The sequence below is a fragment of the Pseudomonas sp. V88_4 genome, assembly GCF_029967985.1.
Lineage (GTDB): Bacteria > Pseudomonadota > Gammaproteobacteria > Pseudomonadales > Pseudomonadaceae > Aquipseudomonas > Aquipseudomonas glycinae.
In genome coordinates this window covers 80,752-96,923 of sequence record NZ_JASCAF010000045.1, presented here as the reverse complement: position 1 = coordinate 96,923, position 16,172 = coordinate 80,752, and the positions used below count along the sequence as shown (strand labels likewise).

Below are 16,172 nucleotides of genomic sequence, written 5' to 3'. Positions count from 1 at the left end.
AGCGATGAAGGCATCAGATTCAACATCTTCGTTGCCTGAAAGTCCGCCATCGCTGGCAAGTCGAATCGTCGCACCGCAGCATCCACAGGGTCCGGTTACCTGCCACTAACAGAGGTTCCATGCCCAACCGCCCGCCTCTCGACGCCATCACCGCCCGCTGGTTGCCATGGGTCGTCGCCATCGCTTTCTTCATGCAGTCCCTCGACGGGACCATCCTCAACACCGCCCTGCCGGCCATGGCCAGGGATCTGGCCGAAGACCCGCTGCGCATGCAGGGCGTGATCATCGCCTACATGCTCACCGTGGCCCTGCTGATTCCCGCCTCGGGCTGGATCGCCGACCGCTTCGGCACCAAGAAAATCTTCTTCGGCGCGATCCTGCTGTTCAGCCTCGGCTCGCTGCTCTGCGCCTTGTCGAGCAGCCTGAGCATGCTGATCGGCGCGCGGGTGATCCAGGGCCTCGGCGGCGCGCTGATGCTGCCGGTCGGACGCCTGGTGGTGCTGCGCGCCTACCCGCGTTCGGAACTGGTGCGGATCATGGGCTTCATCACCATTCCCGGCCTGCTCGGCCCGCTGATCGGTCCGACCATGGGCGGCTGGATGGTCGAATACCTGACGTGGCACTGGATCTTCCTGATCAACCTGCCGGTCGGTGTCATCGGTTGCTACGCGGTGTGGAAATTCATCCCCGACCTGCGCGGCACCGAGCGCACGCGCTTCGATAGCCTGGGATTCCTGTTGTTCGGCGCGGCGATGGTGCTGATCACCATCGCCATGGAAGGCCTCGGCGAACTGCACCTGCCGCATCTGCGAGTGATGCTGTTGCTGTTCGGCGGCATGGCCTGTCTGGCGGCGTACTGGCTGCGCGCCGGGCACATTGAAAACCCGCTGTTCGCGCCGTCGCTGTTCAAGACCCGCACCTTCGCGGTCGGCATTCTCGGCAACCTCTTCGCCCGGCTGGGCAGCGGCGCACTGCCGTTTCTGGTGCCGTTGCTGCTGCAAGTGGCGCTGGGTTATTCGCCGTCCCAGGCCGGGATGAGCATGCTGCCGTTGGCCGCAGCCGCGATGGTTGCCAAGTGGGGCGCGCGGCCACTGATCGAGCGCTTGGGCTATCGCATCGTGCTGACCGGCAACACCCTGCTTCTGGGAATCATGCTGGCGAGCATGGGGCTGGTCAGCGAGCAGACGCCGTACTGGCTGTTGCTGTGCCTGCTGGCGATTCTCGGCGCGATCAACTCGCTGCAATTCACCGCGATGAACACCGTGACCCTGATCGATCTCGACGACGCCAGCGCCAGCAGCGGCAACAGCTTGCTGTCCGTGGTGGCGCAGTTGTCGCTGAGCCTCGGTGTGGCGTGCGCCGGTGCGCTGCTTGGCGGCTTTACGGCGGAAGTCGGCAACGACGGCGTTGAGACCGTTTTGGGCGCATTTCAACTCACGTTCGTGACCGTGGGGATCATGGCGATGCTGGCGGCGACGATTTTCTCGCAGCTATCGAAAGAGGACGGACGGCGCGCCAAACGCCGGGAAGAACATATCGAGCATTGAAAGGGTCTGCGTGGCGAGGGAACCGGCCCTCGTCACAGGCTTTGCGTTCGTCCAGAACTTTCGAGGAAAGTGGCCAGAGGCTGCTACACTGCGCGACATTTGTTTTGCAGGCCAGTCCCGTGACCACCATCGCCACCGCTTTTAATACTTTGCCGCTGTCCGCCGCCATGCTGGCTAACCTCGAATCGCTCGGTTATGCCCAGATGACGCCGATCCAGGCGCAGAGCTTGCCGGTGATCCTCAAGGGGATGGACCTGATCGCCCAGGCCAAGACCGGCAGCGGCAAGACCGCCGCGTTCGGTATCGGCCTGCTGAACCCGATCAATCCGCGCTACTTCGGTTGCCAGGCGCTGGTGATTTGCCCGACTCGCGAACTGGCTGACCAGGTCGCCAAGGAAATCCGTCGTCTGGCTCGTGCCGAAGACAACATCAAGGTCCTGACCCTGTGCGGCGGCGTGTCCTTCGGCCCGCAGATCGGTTCGCTGGAGCACGGCGCGCACATCATCGTCGGCACGCCGGGGCGCATCCAGCAACACCTGCGCAAGGGGTCGCTGGTCCTCGACGGCCTCAACACGCTGATCCTCGACGAAGCCGACCGCATGCTCGACATGGGCTTCTACGACGCCATCGAAGACATCATCGAGCAGACCCCGGCCCGTCGTCAGACTCTGCTGTTCTCCGCGACCTACCCGGTGGGCATCAAGCAACTGGCGTCGAAGTTCATGCGTGACCCGCAAACGGTGAAAGCCGAAGCGTTCCACGACGACACCCAGATCGAACAGCGCTTCTACGAGATTTCCCCGGAAGAGCGCATGAGCGCGGTGACCAAGGTTCTGCACCACTTCCGCCCGGCCTCCACCGTGGCGTTCTGCTTCACCAAGCAGCAAGTGCAGGAAACCGTCGATCACCTGACCTCCAAAGGCATTTCCGCCGTCGGCCTGCACGGCGATCTGGAACAGCGTGACCGCGATCAGGTGCTGGCGATGTTCGCCAACCGCAGCACCTCAGTACTGGTCGCCACCGATGTGGCCGCCCGTGGTCTGGACATCGATGCACTGGACATGGTGATCAACGTCGAACTGGCCCGCGACTCGGAAATCCATATTCACCGCGTCGGCCGTACCGGTCGTGCCGGCGAGAAAGGCATCGCGGTCAGCCTGGTGGCGCCGTCTGAAGCGCACCGCGCGCAAGCCATCGAACAACTGCAGAAAACCCCGCTGAACTGGGATCAGGTAGATAACCTCAAGTCCCAGGGCGGTGCCCCGCTGCAACCGCCGATGAGCACGCTGTGCATCGCTGGCGGGCGCAAGGACAAAGTACGTCCGGGCGACATTCTCGGCGCACTGACCGGCGAAGCCGGCATCCCGGGCGCCCAGGTCGGCAAGATCGCGATCTTTGACTTCCAGTCCTATGTGGCCGTCGAGCGCACCGTGGTCATGCAGGCGCTGCAGCGCTTGAACAACGGCAAGATCAAGGGTCGTTCGCTGCGCGTTCGCGTTTTGTAAGCGATCTTCCATCCAAGGAAGATCCCCTGTGGGAGCGGGCTTGCCCGCGATTGCAATCTGTCAGTTGAAATATGTGTGACTGACACACTGCTATCGCGAGCAAGCTCGCTCCCACATTGGTTTCCGGTGAATTTGAATTTAGTGTGAGGACACCGTTTTGCGCTCTACCGAAGTCGTGATCATTGGCGCTGGCGCCGCAGGGTTGATGTGTGCACTGACCGCCGCCGGGCGCGGGCGTCAGGTGTTGCTGCTCGACCACGCGAACAAGGCCGGCAAGAAAATCCTGATGTCCGGCGGTGGGCGCTGCAACTTCACCAACATGTACACCGAACCGAGCAATTTCCTTTCGCAGAACACGCACTTCTGCAAATCCGCGCTGGCCCGCTACACCCAGTGGGATTTCATCGGCATGGTCGCCAAGCACGGCGTGCCGTATCACGAGAAAAAACTCGGCCAACTGTTCTGCGATAACAAATCCAGCGACATCCTCGGCATGCTCCTGGATGAGTGCGATCAGGTCGGCGTCAATCTGCACCTCGACACCTCGATCCAGACCATCGAGAAGGTCGAAGGCGGTTACCTGCTCGACACGACTCTCGGCCAGATCCAGTGCCAGTCGCTGGTGATCGCCACCGGCGGCCTGTCGATCCCGACGTTGGGCGCGACCGGTTTCGGTTATCAGGTCGCCAAACAGTTCGGCCATGAACTGCTGCCGACCCGCGCCGGTCTGGTGCCGTTCACCATCACCGATCAGCTCAAGGATTTGTGCACCGAACTGTCCGGCACCTCGGTGGATTGTCTGGTCAGCTGCAACGATCAGAGCTTTCGCGAGAATATCCTGTTCACTCACCGTGGCCTCAGTGGTCCGGCGATTCTGCAGATTTCGTCGTTCTGGGAGCCGGGCGACACGGTCGAGATCAACTTGCTGCCCGATCACGACGCCGCGAGCTGGCTGCAACAGCAAACCGCCGAGCGTCCGAACAGCGAACTGAAAACCCTGCTCGGCGAAATCTTCACCAAGAAAATGGCCAACCTGCTGGCGGACAACTGGTTCGTCTCCAAACCGATGAAGCAGTACACCCATGCCGAACTGGCGGACATCGCCGAGAAGCTGGGCAGCTGGAAAGTCGTCCCGGCCGGCACCGAAGGCTACCGCACTGCCGAAGTGACGCTGGGTGGCGTCGACACCCGCGAAGTGTCGTCCAAGACCATGGAGTCGCTGAAAAGCCCGGGCCTGTACTTCGTCGGTGAAGTGCTGGACGTCACCGGGCATCTGGGCGGGTTCAACTTCCAGTGGGCCTGGGCCTCGGGTTACGCAGCCGCGCAGTACGTCTGACTCAACACTAAATGTAAAAACCTGTGGGAGCTGGCTTGCCAGCTCCCACAGGTTTGTGTGCAAGATTCAAAATTTGAAGTCGGCGCAAGAACCCAAAGGAACACTTTTTGCTGTCAGATGTGATCGGCGCCATTGCGTCGGCGTCATTACTGGCTCAATTTAGCGGCATCGCCTCGGAAGGCCTTCGCACTTCATGTCCTCGACCTCGTTTCGTCAGTCTTTGCGGCGCCTGTGGGCGCTGGATAAATTCAGCTACAGCGTGCGGGTGTTCATCGCCCTGACCGGCAGCATGGCGCTGTGCTGGTATCAGGATGAAATGGGGCTGCTGATCCCGCTGTTCCTCGGGATCATCGCCAGCGCCCTGGCCGAGACCGACGACAGTTGGCAGGGCCGCCTCAACGCACTGGCGGTGACACTGGTGTGTTTCAGCGTTGCGGCGCTGTCCGTGGAATTGCTGTTCCCCTACCCCATCGTGTTCGTCATTGCCCTAGCGCTGGCCAGTTTCGGCCTGACCATGCTCGGTGCGCTCGGCGAGCGTTATGGTGCGATTGCTTCGGCGACCCTGATTCTTTCCGTCTACACCATGATCGGCGTGGATCAGCGCGGCGGCGCGGTCACGGATTTCTGGCACGAGCCGATGCTGCTGGTGGCCGGCGCCGCATGGTACGGCCTGCTGTCGGTGCTGTGGCAGGCGATGTTTTCCAATCAGCCGGTGCAGCAGAGTCTGGCGCGGCTGTTCCGCGAACTCGGCTATTACTTGAAGCTGAAATCCTCGCTGTTCGAGCCGATCCGGCAGATGGACGTCGAAGCACGGCGACTGGAACTGGCCCAGCAAAACGGCCGGGTCGTCGCAGCCCTGAACAGCGCCAAGGAAATCATCCTGCACCGGGTCGGCAACGGTCGCCCCGGCTCGAAAGTCAGCCGTTACCTGAAGCTGTACTTCCTCGCTCAGGACATTCACGAACGCGCCAGCTCTTCCCACTATCCCTACAACGCCCTGGCCGATGCGTTTTTCCACAGCGACGTGCTGTTCCGCTGCCAGCGCCTGCTGCGCCAGCAAGGCAAGGTCTGCCGTGCATTGGCCGAATCGATCCAGATGCGCCAGCCATTCATCTACGACGCGAGTTTCGCCGAAGCCCTGAGCGACCTGCACGCCTCCCTCGAACACCTGCGCATCCAGAGCAACCCGGCCTGGCGCGGGCTGCTGCGTTCATTGCGCGCACTGGCGGCCAACCTCGGCACCCTCGACCGCTTGCTCAGCGACGCCAGCAACCCCGACGCCCTGGCCGATGCCACCGACAGCAGCCTGCTCGACCGTTCGCCGCGCAACTTCAAGGATGTCTGGATTCGCCTGCGCACCCAGCTGACGCCGACCTCGCTGCTGTTCCGTCACGCCCTGCGCTTGCCGCTGGCGTTGAGCATCGGCTACGGCATGGTGCACTTGATTCACCCGTCGCAGGGTTACTGGATCATCCTCACCACATTGTTCGTCTGCCAGCCGAACTACGGCGCCACCCGGCGCAAACTCGGCCAGCGGATTTTCGGCACCGCCATCGGTCTGACGATTGCCTGGGCGCTGTTCGATCTGTTCCCAAGCCCGCTGGTGCAGTCGTGTTTCGCCATCGCCGCCGGCGTGGTGTTCTTTACCAACCGCACCACCCGCTACACCGTGGCCACCGCCGCGATCACGATCATGGTGCTGTTCTGCTTCAACCAGGTCGGTGACGGCTACGGGCTGTTTGTGCCGCGGTTGTTCGATACCTTGCTCGGCAGCCTGATCGCCGGGCTTGCGGTGTTCCTGTTCCTGCCGGACTGGCAGGGTCGGCGCCTGAACAAAGTGCTGGCCAACACCCTCACCTGCAACAGCATTTACCTGCGCCAGATCATGCAGCAATATGCCGCCGGCAAGAGCGACGACCTCGCTTATCGCCTGGCCCGGCGCAACGCGCACAACGCCGACGCGGCGCTGTCGACTACGCTGGCGAACATGCTGATGGAGCCGGGGCATTTCCGGAAGGAAGCCGACGTGGGCTTCCGCTTCCTGGTGCTGTCGCACACCTTGCTCAGCTATCTGTCAGGCCTCGGCGCGCACCGCGAAACCCAGTTGCCGGCCGAGGTGCGCGAACACCTGATCGACGGCGCCGGGGTGAGTCTGGCGGCGAGCATCGATGAAATCGCCCAGGGTCTGGCGAGCAAACAGCCGATTGCGATTCAAAGTGATGAGGAAGAAGCGCTGGCCAATGAGCTGGAGCAGATGCCGGACGAAATCGACGAAGGCCAGCGGCTGGTGCAGACGCAACTGGCGCTGATCTGCCGCCAGCTCGGCCCGTTGCGCACGCTGGCGGCGCACCTGATCAAAGACACAGCCGAAGACTGAGTTGGCCGGACAGGCCTCATCGCTGGCAAGCCAGCGATGAGGCAATCAATCGCACCGCAAATTCTGGATCAGCCCCTTACATCCCATGCTGCCTGAGCAGCTTGTCATAGCTGCCATCGGCCTTCATCGACGCAATCGCCTTGTCGAACCCGGCCACGATCTGTTCGTGCTGCGGGTTCTTCAGGCTGACCAGGATGTGCAGGCTGTTCTCGCTCAACGGCTTGGGCAGAAACTCCACCGCGTTGCGCACTCTCGGTGATTCCCGGGCCAGGTAATAGCGGGCGACGTATTCGTCTTCCAGGGTCAGCTTGACCCGGTCCGCCGCCAGCATGCGCACGGCCATGGCGAAGTTATGCACAGGGACTTTCTGCAACGCGGCGTCAGCATCGAACGGCGCCGAATAGGCGTAGCCGCGCACTACCGCAATCGGATAGGTGTGCAGTTCCTGCAGGTTGTTGTATTCGATGGGCGCGTCCTTGCGCTTGAGGAAACGCACGCGATTGAGCAGGTACTCGGCAGAAAACTGCCCCAGCTTCGTGCGCTCGTCGTTGTACCAGGCGTTGACCAGCACGTCGTAACGTCCTTCGCCAACCCCCATCAACGCGCGCGCCCACGGCACCTGCTCGTAACCGCTGGCATAACCGGCACGAGCCAGGGCCGTGCTGACGATATCGGTCGCCAGCCCACCGTTGACCAGCGTGTCATCGGTAAAGGGCGGCCAGACGTCGAACACCAGACGCAATTTCTCTGCTGCCGCGCTTTGACCCAGCAACAGCAATCCGATCAAAGCAAAGGCTCGATGCAATCGCGGCATGCTTGAAAATCCTTAGCGGGCGGGCCGCCCGGCGTGTTTTCAGTCAAAACCCCAAGGCCCCTTACCGGCGAATCCCAGGCCCTAACATTAGCTCATTGAAGCCATTGCACAGCGCTTCCCAGCAGATTACACAAAGTACGGCGGGCCGCGATATTGGAATGATGGCATTTTGGCCTTTGTCACAGATTTCTCAGCCATACAGACATATTTCGACGCTGCGCTTAGTATCGGGCGACGTAGTTCAAGGAATCGGAAGATGACAATCGAGTGGGTCTGCAAACATCACAGCGATCTGGGACTGGAGCAGCTGTATGCCATTTTGAAATTGCGCTCGGAAGTGTTCGTGGTCGAACAGCGCTGCGCGTACCTGGATCCGGACGGTCAGGATCTGGACGGTGACACCTGCCATTTGATGGGCTGGGACGGTGATCAGCTGGTGGCGTACCTGCGCCTGCTGGACCCGGAATCCCAGGGCGGCGACGTGGTGATCGGCCGCGTGCTCACGGCGCCGGCCGGGCGTGGCAAAGGGTTGGGGCATGAAATGATGGAGCAGGCGCTGAAACAAGCGCAGAAGCGCTGGCCTGAAGTGCCGATCTATCTGTCGGCCCAGGCGCATTTGCAGGGGTATTACGGGCGGTACGGGTTTGTCGTGGCGGGCGAAGAATATCTTGAGGATGACATTCCGCATATTGGTATGCGGCGTTCCTGAAACCCTCATCGCTGCGATGCGGCGGCCCGACAAGCCAGCTCCCACAGGTTTATCTGTCGCTCACAATGACTGTGTTCACTGAAGATCCCTGTGGGAGCTGGCTTGCCAGCGATGGCGCCAGCCCTGTCAACACAGGACTCAGGGATACTCGAGAACAGCCTTGATCTGCCGCAAATTCCGCTCGATCCACCCCCGATCAATCGCCCCCCAATCACGAATCCGATAGCGCCCCGCATGGTTGCGCGCGCCCTCTTCCTGCTCGAACTCACAGACGATATCCAGATCCGCCAGCGCCGCAATGGTGTCCTGCGCCGTGCGCCGGGGCATGCCGGTGACCTCGGTCAGCGCCGGCACGCTGCTGGCCAGGCCGCTGTCGATCAGGTACGCCACGTACAAGCGCCGGTAGAAACTGCTCTTGGTCTTGCTTACGTCCATGCATGCGCTCCGCTGTTTGATCTTTTATTGCATGTCTCGCCAGGTCAGATACACCCGCAGGTCGAACTCGACCTGGTGGTAGCCCGGCAGCATGTGCTCACATAATTTATAGAACGCCTTGTTGTGATCCGACTCCTTGAAGTGCGCCAACTCGTGCACGACGATCATCTTCAGAAACTCAGGCGCGGCCTCCTTGAACAGCGAGGCGATGCGGATCTCTTTCTTGGCCTTGAGCTTGCCGCCCTGCACCCGCGACACCGTGGTGTGCAGGCCGAGGGCGCGGTGGGTCAGGTCGAGGCGGTTGTCGAACAGCACCTTGTCGATGGCCGGGGCGTTGCGCAGGTATTCCTGCTTCAAGTCCAGCGCGTAGCCGTACAACGCCTTGTCGCTCTGCACATCGTGGCGGCCCGGATAGCGTTGGCTCAGGTAATCACCGAGGCGGTTGTCAGCGATCAATTGGCGCACCTGATCCTGCAGATTCGCGGGATAGGCCTGGAGGTATTTCAACGCAGTCATGGGGCGGCACGGGTCATGAAAAGGCCGCCAGTGTAGCGAATTCAACCGGCCAACGCGCTCCAGTCGAACGGCTCGGTAAAGCGTGCGGTGTCCTCGGCGACCAACGGCCGTGCCACCAGAAACCCTTGCACGTACTCGCAACCATGAGCTTGCAGCCACTGGTATTGCTCGACGGTTTCCACGCCTTCGGCAATCACCAGCAAGCCGTATTCCTTGCACAGATTGATGACCGTGCGCACCAGCGAGGCGTCCCGGGACGAGTCCGGCAATCGGGCAATGAGGTGGCGATCGAGTTTGAGAGTGTCCAGTTCCAGATCGCGCAAATGCGCCAACGAGCAGGCCCCGGAACCGAAATCATCCAGCGCCACCCGCACCCCGAGATTGCGCAGCAGCTTCAACTGCTTGCGGGTCTCGTCCGGATTGATCGTCAGGGCCTCTTCAGTCACTTCCACTTCCATCTGGTGCGGCTGCAAACCATGTCGCTCCAGCACCTGGCGCAATTCAGTCACCAGATTCGGCAGGCCGAACTGAGTGTTGCTCAGGCTCACGCCGATCACCAGATCCATGGAGAACTCGGACTCCCACGCCTTACGCTGCCCGGCGCTGCGATGATAAATCCAGCTGCCGAGCCGGCTGATCAGAGTCGCCTCTTCCAGCAACGGCAGGAATAGCCCCGGCGGCACATCGCCGACGCTCGGGTGCTGCCAGCGCAGCAACGCCTCGAAACCACGAACGCGACCATCACCAATCGCCACCTGCGGCTGATACACCAGATTGAAATCGCGATTCTCGATGGCGTTGCGCACGCTCTCTTCCAGCATCAGCCGCGATCGCGCGCGGCCGTTCATTTCATGATCGTAGAAACGATATTGCTGACGCCCGGCGCGCTTGGCCTCGTACATGGCAATGTCCGAGGCACGCAGCAAACCGTCGAGGTTGTTGCCGCAATCGGGGTAAGTGGCGATGCCGATACTCGCGCCCAAGGCAATATCGAGACCTTCAATCTGCTGACAGATCGACACCCGCTCAATGAGTTTTTCGGCGATCTTCGCCGCTTGTTCGGGGAATTCCAGATCCAGCAGCGCGGTGAATTCATCGCCGCCCATCCGCGCCAGAATATCGAATGGCCGCAGGCAGGCTTTCAGTTGTTCGGAGACCCAGCGCAACACCCGGTCCCCGGCATCATGGCCGAGGGAATCGTTGACCCTTTTGAAGCCGTCGAGATCGAGGTACATCAGCACCCAACTGCTGTCCGTGCGCTCGCCACGCAACAGCAGGTTTTCCACAGTCTGGTAGAAACCCCGGCGATTGAGCAGCCCGGTCAGCGGGTCGGTGACCGCCTGAAATTCCAGCTGCTGATGCAGGTGGCGCACCACCGACATGTCCAGCACCGTCACCACCATGGCGTGCTGTTCACTCGGCAGCGGCGCGCAGGACAAAGCCACCGGCACTTGCTGCCCCGGCGCGGTACGCAGCAACGCGTCGTGTAAGCGTAACGTCTCGCCACGCTTGTAACTGGCATAAAACTCGGAATCGGCCCACAACGGAATGTGCGGTTTCTGCAGGAAATCAAGAAACTCCTGCCCTTCCAGTTCCTTCACCGGCGCGTTCAGCAGCCGGGAAATCGCCGGGTTGGCGAAGCGGATCAAGCCATCCTCGGCCAGCACCAAAATCCCTTCGGCGGCGTTATCCAGCACCGAGGCATTGAAGGCCCGTGCTGATTCCAGATCCTGGCTCAAGCGCTGCAAGGCCCGGCGATTGCGCTGGTGCTCCAGCAACGCCTGGACTTTGGGTTTGAGAATCTGCGGATCGAACGGTTTGAACAGGTAATCCACAGCACCGCTGGCATAGCCCTTGATAACGGCATCCTGGGACTGCTCGTTGGCGGTGAGAAAAATGATCGGGGTCAGGCGCGTGCGCTGACTGCCGCGCATCAGACGCGCGACTTCGAAGCCGTCCATGCCCGGCATCTGCACATCCAGCAGCACCAGATCGACGTCGTGTTCGAGCAACAGACTGAGGGCTTCGAAACCGGAAGCCGCGGTCATCACCTGCCAGTCCTGACGCTGCAGCAATGCGCGCATGCTGATCAGGTTTTCAGGGTAGTCATCAACGATCAAAAGGACTGAGCTGCCTTCACCTGGCTGGGGTTGCGCGCATTCCATGCTGCTTCTCTTGTCGGGACATCTCGTGTCGGGGCATCTCGGATCAGCGTTCCGGGCGGTTCCTCGTGAAAACCGTACAGTCACTGAGCCTTCACTCTAGTCCGGGATCTGTAAAAGCAATAGCTGTCATCCAGCCATCATTTAACCAAACCGGTCATCAGCCGACTAACGGTCACGGCTGCAAGCCCCGAATTCCGGGAAAGGTGGCATTTCGACAGGATGTTGACGCCAATCATCCGCCAGACGGCCGTTAACAAAAAATCCCTCTACGCTTATAAAGGCCGCCCCCAAGAGGCGCGGGCTAGAGCTTCTGGCACGCGCGTGCAAGAGAAACAGAGTGGAAGAACCGACATGATCGACCTCGCAACCTGGAACCTCAGCGTTCCCGTTGGCAGCCCGCCCTACACCGTCGAAACCTCCAAACTGGTGAACGGCTTCAAGGATCAGTACTTCCATTCCGACACCGGCACCCTGTTCTTCTGGTCCCCGGTGACCGGTTCGAAAACCGAAAACGCCATCTACCCGCGCACCGAACTGCGCGAAACCTGGAGCAACGGAACATTGCGCAACTGGTATTACCCCGACGCCGACAACCTGCTGCGCGCGACCCTTTCGGTCAACAAGGTGCCCAGCTCCGGCAAGATCGTCATCGGCCAGATCCACGCCTATGAAAGCCAGAAGCCGATGCTCAAGCTTGAGTACCAGTACAAAGACAAAACCGAGACCGGCAACCTGGTGATCAAACTGCGCACCCATCCGGATCAGGACGAAAGCCGCGTCATCACCCTCGCCACCGGGATCAAACTCAATCGCGAGTTCAACTACCTCATTCACCTTAGCCCCGGCGGCGCACTGGGCGTGAGTGCGGCCGGGTATCAGTGGGATTCTCAGATCAGCGCGACGTGGCGCAACAAACCGCTGTATTTCAAGGCGGGCGTGTATGTGCAGGACAACACCGGGTACACCAGCGAGGGTGGGCAGGTGACGTTCAGCAAGCTGGATATCGATCACGATAAATAGCGGTGGCGCGCACGTTTAAGGCCGCTGTTTAAAGGCAGTGCGCGTAACGTCCTGAAGCCTACAACGGCTTGCGTCGCTGCCTACCGGTACGCCAGAATCCGCCGGCTTGTGCGCCTGGAGGGCCGTCGGTAACTTGATTCTGGTCACTGATTCGCAGTGATCGGGTTTAGTAGCCCGGCAACTCCACCGTCGTACAAGCGTCCTTCAGTCAGGCCTGGCCTGTACTTGATGGTGGCTGTGCGCATGGCGCCTTCGGGTGCGCCGGGATTTGGTGGGTTTGCCCGGTCTACTAACTTGCGTACAGCCGCCACCCTTTCGTGTAGTAGCGGATTGGTCGTGGCCCTATCGGGAATCCACCAAATGTTCAAACCTACGCCTAATCCTCCAGATATTGATCTGGCCTCCCCCTACGAATCCCTCGATTCGAAAAAACTCAACGAAGTCGCCGAACGCGCCCTCGACCACTACCTCTGCCCCGGCGCCCGCATCATGGCCACGGTCAACGAACCCGACCGCATGTACTTTGCCAATCCCGCCTACAACACCGAATCCCTGCTGGCCAACGCCAGCGAAACCCTCGGCTCCGCCAGCGAAATGCTCAACAACTTCGCCGCCTCCCTCACCCCTGCCGACCGCAAGACCGCGATAGGCATTGCACAACTGGTGATGCTGGGGGAACTGGCGGTGAATCAGGCGCTGGATCACGTAGAGCCAAAGGAATAATGCCAGCCGAGTGAAGCGAAACAAGCGCTTCTGCACTGTAAATCCATTCAACTCTTTTGAATAAGCCTCAGAAAAATGCTCCAGCTTGATTGGGGCATTTTCTGAGGCACGCGTAAAAAGCACTGAGTCGACGATGGTTAAATGACCCGTTGAGCATCACATGAACAGAGCCACCCAGCTTGTATACCAGCCAATCTCAATAGAACTCACGCCGTCAAAAAATAACCAGCATCAACATATATCCATTCGCTTTTAAAGCAATAAAGAATCGATATAAAAAACTGTCAGATATGACAGTTAAAAAAACCAGAAAACAACTCACTCTATTAACACACAAACCAACAAGTTTCTGTTAACCGAGAGAGAGAGCATCATGGCCAAGTATGTTGTACTCCCAGAAGTAACTCTTTTTTACAACGACTCCCAAAATCACCCGTTAAAATCACCATTCGGGGTAAACATGAAAGACCCGAATAATGCCGCCTACCAAACTCACGGACTACCTTATGGACCTTACCAGCGCCTATCCGGCATCAGCATAAAAGTCCCCGCCAACACACCAGATGAAGGGGTTTTGTCCCTCTACATTGACAACGCAATATTACTTTCCCCCCAAAAGACTTACAGTCTCACGCTGACGACCGTCAATGCAAACTCCCCGGTATATTACGTTAACACCGCGGACATGTTGAAAGTTGACGTCGGAGTCTGGGATGTCTATGGAAACATGTATGTAAAGTCCACCGATACTTATTACATCTTCACCACGAAAAACGTAACCATGCAGTTACCTTGAACGTTCAAGCTCAACGATGTAAAGCTTTGGCGGATGCAGAGAGAACGGAAGTTCGTATTTTTAATGGATCCTACCCAAAACAACTTCCGAACCAGTAAGAGGCTACCAGCATGCAAACTTTCATCACAACACCGGCACCGGAAATCTATTACTCTGACGGACCGATAAAAGCCGACGCGATACTCGGATTTAACTATAAAGACCCAAACAATGTTGCCTACACACTCTACAACAAGAACTACGGCACCTTTCAAAGATTCCAGGGATTTAGCATTCTGTTGGATGCCGCAACAATAAGCCAAAGCGGTGATCAGCTGGATTTTTACATTGAAAATGAAGATGGACCTCCCTCCTATATCTCTATCTACAATATCGTAGTAACCAATAATACGCGTCAGCGCCTATATGTGACAAAAGCAGAAATGGAAAAACTGGGAGAGGGTAAGTTTTGGTTATATGGATCGATCACCTCAGGCAACCAGGTCTACATCATCAGTCCGAAAACGTTAGAGCTCAAAAGACCATGATAGGGATTGCGCTGATTGATCTGAAACCAACCCGATACAGATTTGGCTCATTGTAATGGACAAATATATCCAGACACCCTAAGGATTCCCAAAACGTCGCTTATACACGATATGGAAAATTCAATGGGCAATCCCAGAAGTTAGATGAATTCAACCGGGCTATTGACTCATCAATCCCTTTACAAACGGGCCAAACGCTTGACGCATATCATCTTGATTGCGCCCCCTCAACAACAAAGGAATGTTCCAAAATGACAACCTATACTGAACAGCCTCCAGCCATTCCACTCCCGACTTCACCATTACTGACAACAGCAATCGCTTCTGGCCCAGCAATAACACCAGGAGCGCGCCCAGCGATCTCACCGATATTACAAAAACCAGATAATTCTCCACCCGCGAATCCACCTTACTACAATCTACTTTATCTACTTCCCCTCTATACGCGAATCGACGACAAATTGACATTTGAACTTATCGACCTAAACACATTTAATTCTACCCTCATTCACACCCGGACCCTGGATCTGCCACTATTAAATTCTTATATCAATTACAGGGGAAGCCAGTACTGGTATGAACTTCTAATTAAACAACGGATTACGCAGCCAGGCACCTATGACTTGAGATGCATTCACAGCAATTCATCAGGACAGCAGGTAGGCATTTCAAACTCAAGAACATACCGCGTGACCTGATATAAAAGTTCAGATTACACTTCGCCCGCGATACTGCCGCCATCCCACCACAAAACTGCACTGGGTATCGCTCAAGTGGTGAGGGATGCGGAGCTGGCTGTAAATCAGACGCTGGATCATGTCCTGCCAGGAATGTAATCACTGATCTGCAAGCGAGAAACCAAGAACCCGCCAATGGCGGGTTCTTTGGTTTACCCTCATTTGTTGTTTGAATCATCTTTTATCAACAAATGTGAAACACCCTCGATTCAATCCATTTGATATTTCCGGACTGAATAGCGTCCACATTAAAAAATCATAAAAACCTGTCAACTCTGACAGTTTCAATTAACAAAAAAAGAATTCAATCTGACGCAACACCCTTCAAGGAGATTGCAAAATGAGCGACTCAGATAACAAGCTAAACATCCGTTACATGCCTGGCGGCCCTATCAGCATGATAGTATCAAAAGGCACCAAACGTAATTTACTGACAGGCACAATCAAATCCATCGACGAAGAACTAAAAACCATAGAGATAACTTCACGCACTACAAACACTCCAACGATCATTAACTTTGACAGCATAGAAAATTTGATTCTTGATACAGATTTTTTCTGTGGCGCTGTTATATTCAAAATATTCAACACCGATGAAAAATCAGACTCCTCAATGGACGACCCAGTTGATGAGGAGAACAACCCGCCAAAACAGTCCCAAACTCCCCAAAGATCTATACTTGAAGGATTTGAGTTCCCGACCCTTGACGAATTAATACCTCCACAGTTCGAACACTTTCGACCTTTTGAGATTCATGAGTTCGTTAAGAGCGGAAATTTTATAGACGGGCCTATTATCCTGGTTGCAGGATAATGAAAAATCAACACAAGAAAAATATCCCAACAGCATGAAAGGTTAACGTCATGGCAACTCCCACCATCTCTCCCCATTCTTCATCAGATAAGGGGACGGACTTATGTAATCCCTGTGGCCGACGCTGAAAAAAAATCCAATCTGACGCAAC

At 57.7% G+C, this 16,172-nt stretch carries 14 protein-coding genes; 10 read left to right on the top strand and 4 right to left on the bottom strand.

The window, feature by feature from the left end:
- Positions 1-119: 119 nt before the first annotated feature.
- The 4 genes from mdtD to yccS all read left to right on the top strand — a co-directional run bounded on the left by mdtD (position 120) and on the right by yccS (position 6,765).
- Positions 120-1,547, top strand: a complete 1,428-nt coding sequence (gene mdtD / locus QLG12_RS24110; protein ID WP_197867263.1) for a multidrug transporter subunit MdtD — start codon at positions 120-122, stop codon at positions 1,545-1,547.
- A gap of 119 nt (positions 1,548-1,666) precedes the next feature.
- Entirely contained in the window at positions 1,667-3,052 is a 1,386-nt protein-coding gene (dbpA, locus tag QLG12_RS24105; RefSeq protein WP_197867262.1) for an ATP-dependent RNA helicase DbpA, read from the top strand.
- A gap of 157 nt (positions 3,053-3,209) precedes the next feature.
- Positions 3,210-4,388 (top strand): NAD(P)/FAD-dependent oxidoreductase, encoded by a 1,179-nt coding sequence (locus tag QLG12_RS24100; protein ID WP_197867261.1) that lies wholly within the window; start codon positions 3,210-3,212, stop codon positions 4,386-4,388.
- A 193-nt stretch (positions 4,389-4,581) separates the two neighbouring features.
- Complete coding sequence (gene yccS / locus QLG12_RS24095; RefSeq protein WP_282475340.1) at positions 4,582-6,765, top strand: YccS family putative transporter; 2,184 nt, start codon at positions 4,582-4,584, stop codon at positions 6,763-6,765.
- A 76-nt stretch (positions 6,766-6,841) separates the two neighbouring features.
- On the opposite strand, the gene QLG12_RS24090 is transcribed toward yccS, so the two are convergent.
- A complete protein-coding gene (locus tag QLG12_RS24090) occupies positions 6,842-7,579 on the bottom strand; it encodes a transporter substrate-binding domain-containing protein (RefSeq protein WP_197867259.1) in 738 nt (245 codons plus the stop codon).
- A 256-nt stretch (positions 7,580-7,835) separates the two neighbouring features.
- Between QLG12_RS24090 and QLG12_RS24085 the strand changes: the two genes are divergently transcribed.
- Complete coding sequence (locus QLG12_RS24085) at positions 7,836-8,288, top strand: GNAT family N-acetyltransferase (RefSeq protein ID WP_039767984.1); 453 nt, start codon at positions 7,836-7,838, stop codon at positions 8,286-8,288.
- 138 nt (positions 8,289-8,426) lie between these two features.
- Here QLG12_RS24085 and QLG12_RS24080 read toward each other — a convergent pair whose 3' ends face one another.
- From QLG12_RS24080 to QLG12_RS24070, 3 genes are read right to left on the bottom strand one after another with little or no spacing between them, the layout of a single operon-like run.
- On the bottom strand, positions 8,427-8,723 hold the full coding sequence (locus QLG12_RS24080) for a winged helix-turn-helix domain-containing protein (RefSeq protein ID WP_064380184.1): 297 nt from the start codon (positions 8,721-8,723) through the stop codon (positions 8,427-8,429).
- Positions 8,724-8,747: 24 nt separating this feature from the next.
- On the bottom strand, positions 8,748-9,239 hold the full coding sequence (locus QLG12_RS24075; RefSeq protein ID WP_064380182.1) for a M48 family metallopeptidase: 492 nt from the start codon (positions 9,237-9,239) through the stop codon (positions 8,748-8,750).
- Positions 9,240-9,280: 41 nt separating this feature from the next.
- Positions 9,281-11,404, bottom strand: coding sequence for an EAL domain-containing protein (locus tag QLG12_RS24070; protein ID WP_197867256.1), 2,124 nt, complete (start codon positions 11,402-11,404; stop codon positions 9,281-9,283).
- Positions 11,405-11,755: 351 nt separating this feature from the next.
- Between QLG12_RS24070 and QLG12_RS24065 the strand changes: the two genes are divergently transcribed.
- The 5 genes from QLG12_RS24065 (at position 11,756) to QLG12_RS24045 (ending at position 16,021) form a co-directional block, all read left to right on the top strand.
- The gene (locus QLG12_RS24065) at positions 11,756-12,424 is read left to right on the top strand and encodes a polysaccharide lyase family 7 protein (protein WP_197867255.1); all 669 of its coding nucleotides are present in this window, start codon (positions 11,756-11,758) and stop codon (positions 12,422-12,424) included.
- A gap of 360 nt (positions 12,425-12,784) precedes the next feature.
- Positions 12,785-13,147, top strand: a complete 363-nt coding sequence (locus QLG12_RS24060; RefSeq protein WP_282475339.1) for a DUF6124 family protein — start codon at positions 12,785-12,787, stop codon at positions 13,145-13,147.
- Positions 13,148-13,520: 373 nt separating this feature from the next.
- Entirely contained in the window at positions 13,521-13,943 is a 423-nt protein-coding gene (locus QLG12_RS24055; protein ID WP_236192164.1) for a hypothetical protein, read from the top strand.
- A 110-nt stretch (positions 13,944-14,053) separates the two neighbouring features.
- The gene (locus QLG12_RS24050) at positions 14,054-14,470 is read left to right on the top strand and encodes a hypothetical protein (protein WP_197867252.1); all 417 of its coding nucleotides are present in this window, start codon (positions 14,054-14,056) and stop codon (positions 14,468-14,470) included.
- Positions 14,471-15,547: 1,077 nt separating this feature from the next.
- Entirely contained in the window at positions 15,548-16,021 is a 474-nt protein-coding gene (locus QLG12_RS24045; protein ID WP_282475338.1) for a hypothetical protein, read from the top strand.
- Positions 16,022-16,172 lie beyond the last annotated feature (151 nt).

Excerpts from the sequence above, each read along its gene's own strand:
- mdtD (WP_197867263.1), top strand. The coding sequence starts at position 120 with ATGCCCAACCGCCCGCCTCTCGACGCCATCACCGCCCGCTGGTTGCCA.
- yccS (WP_282475340.1), top strand. The coding sequence starts at position 4,582 with ATGTCCTCGACCTCGTTTCGTCAGTCTTTGCGGCGCCTGTGGGCGCTG.
- QLG12_RS24090 (WP_197867259.1), bottom strand. The coding sequence starts at position 7,579 with ATGCCGCGATTGCATCGAGCCTTTGCTTTGATCGGATTGCTGTTGCTG.
- QLG12_RS24085 (WP_039767984.1), top strand. The coding sequence starts at position 7,836 with ATGACAATCGAGTGGGTCTGCAAACATCACAGCGATCTGGGACTGGAG.
- QLG12_RS24080 (WP_064380184.1), bottom strand. The coding sequence starts at position 8,723 with ATGGACGTAAGCAAGACCAAGAGCAGTTTCTACCGGCGCTTGTACGTG.
- QLG12_RS24075 (WP_064380182.1), bottom strand. The coding sequence starts at position 9,239 with ATGACTGCGTTGAAATACCTCCAGGCCTATCCCGCGAATCTGCAGGAT.
- QLG12_RS24070 (WP_197867256.1), bottom strand. The coding sequence starts at position 11,404 with ATGGAATGCGCGCAACCCCAGCCAGGTGAAGGCAGCTCAGTCCTTTTG.
- QLG12_RS24065 (WP_197867255.1), top strand. The coding sequence starts at position 11,756 with ATGATCGACCTCGCAACCTGGAACCTCAGCGTTCCCGTTGGCAGCCCG.
- QLG12_RS24060 (WP_282475339.1), top strand. The coding sequence starts at position 12,785 with ATGTTCAAACCTACGCCTAATCCTCCAGATATTGATCTGGCCTCCCCC.
- QLG12_RS24055 (WP_236192164.1), top strand. The coding sequence starts at position 13,521 with ATGGCCAAGTATGTTGTACTCCCAGAAGTAACTCTTTTTTACAACGAC.
- QLG12_RS24050 (WP_197867252.1), top strand. The coding sequence starts at position 14,054 with ATGCAAACTTTCATCACAACACCGGCACCGGAAATCTATTACTCTGAC.
- QLG12_RS24045 (WP_282475338.1), top strand. The coding sequence starts at position 15,548 with ATGAGCGACTCAGATAACAAGCTAAACATCCGTTACATGCCTGGCGGC.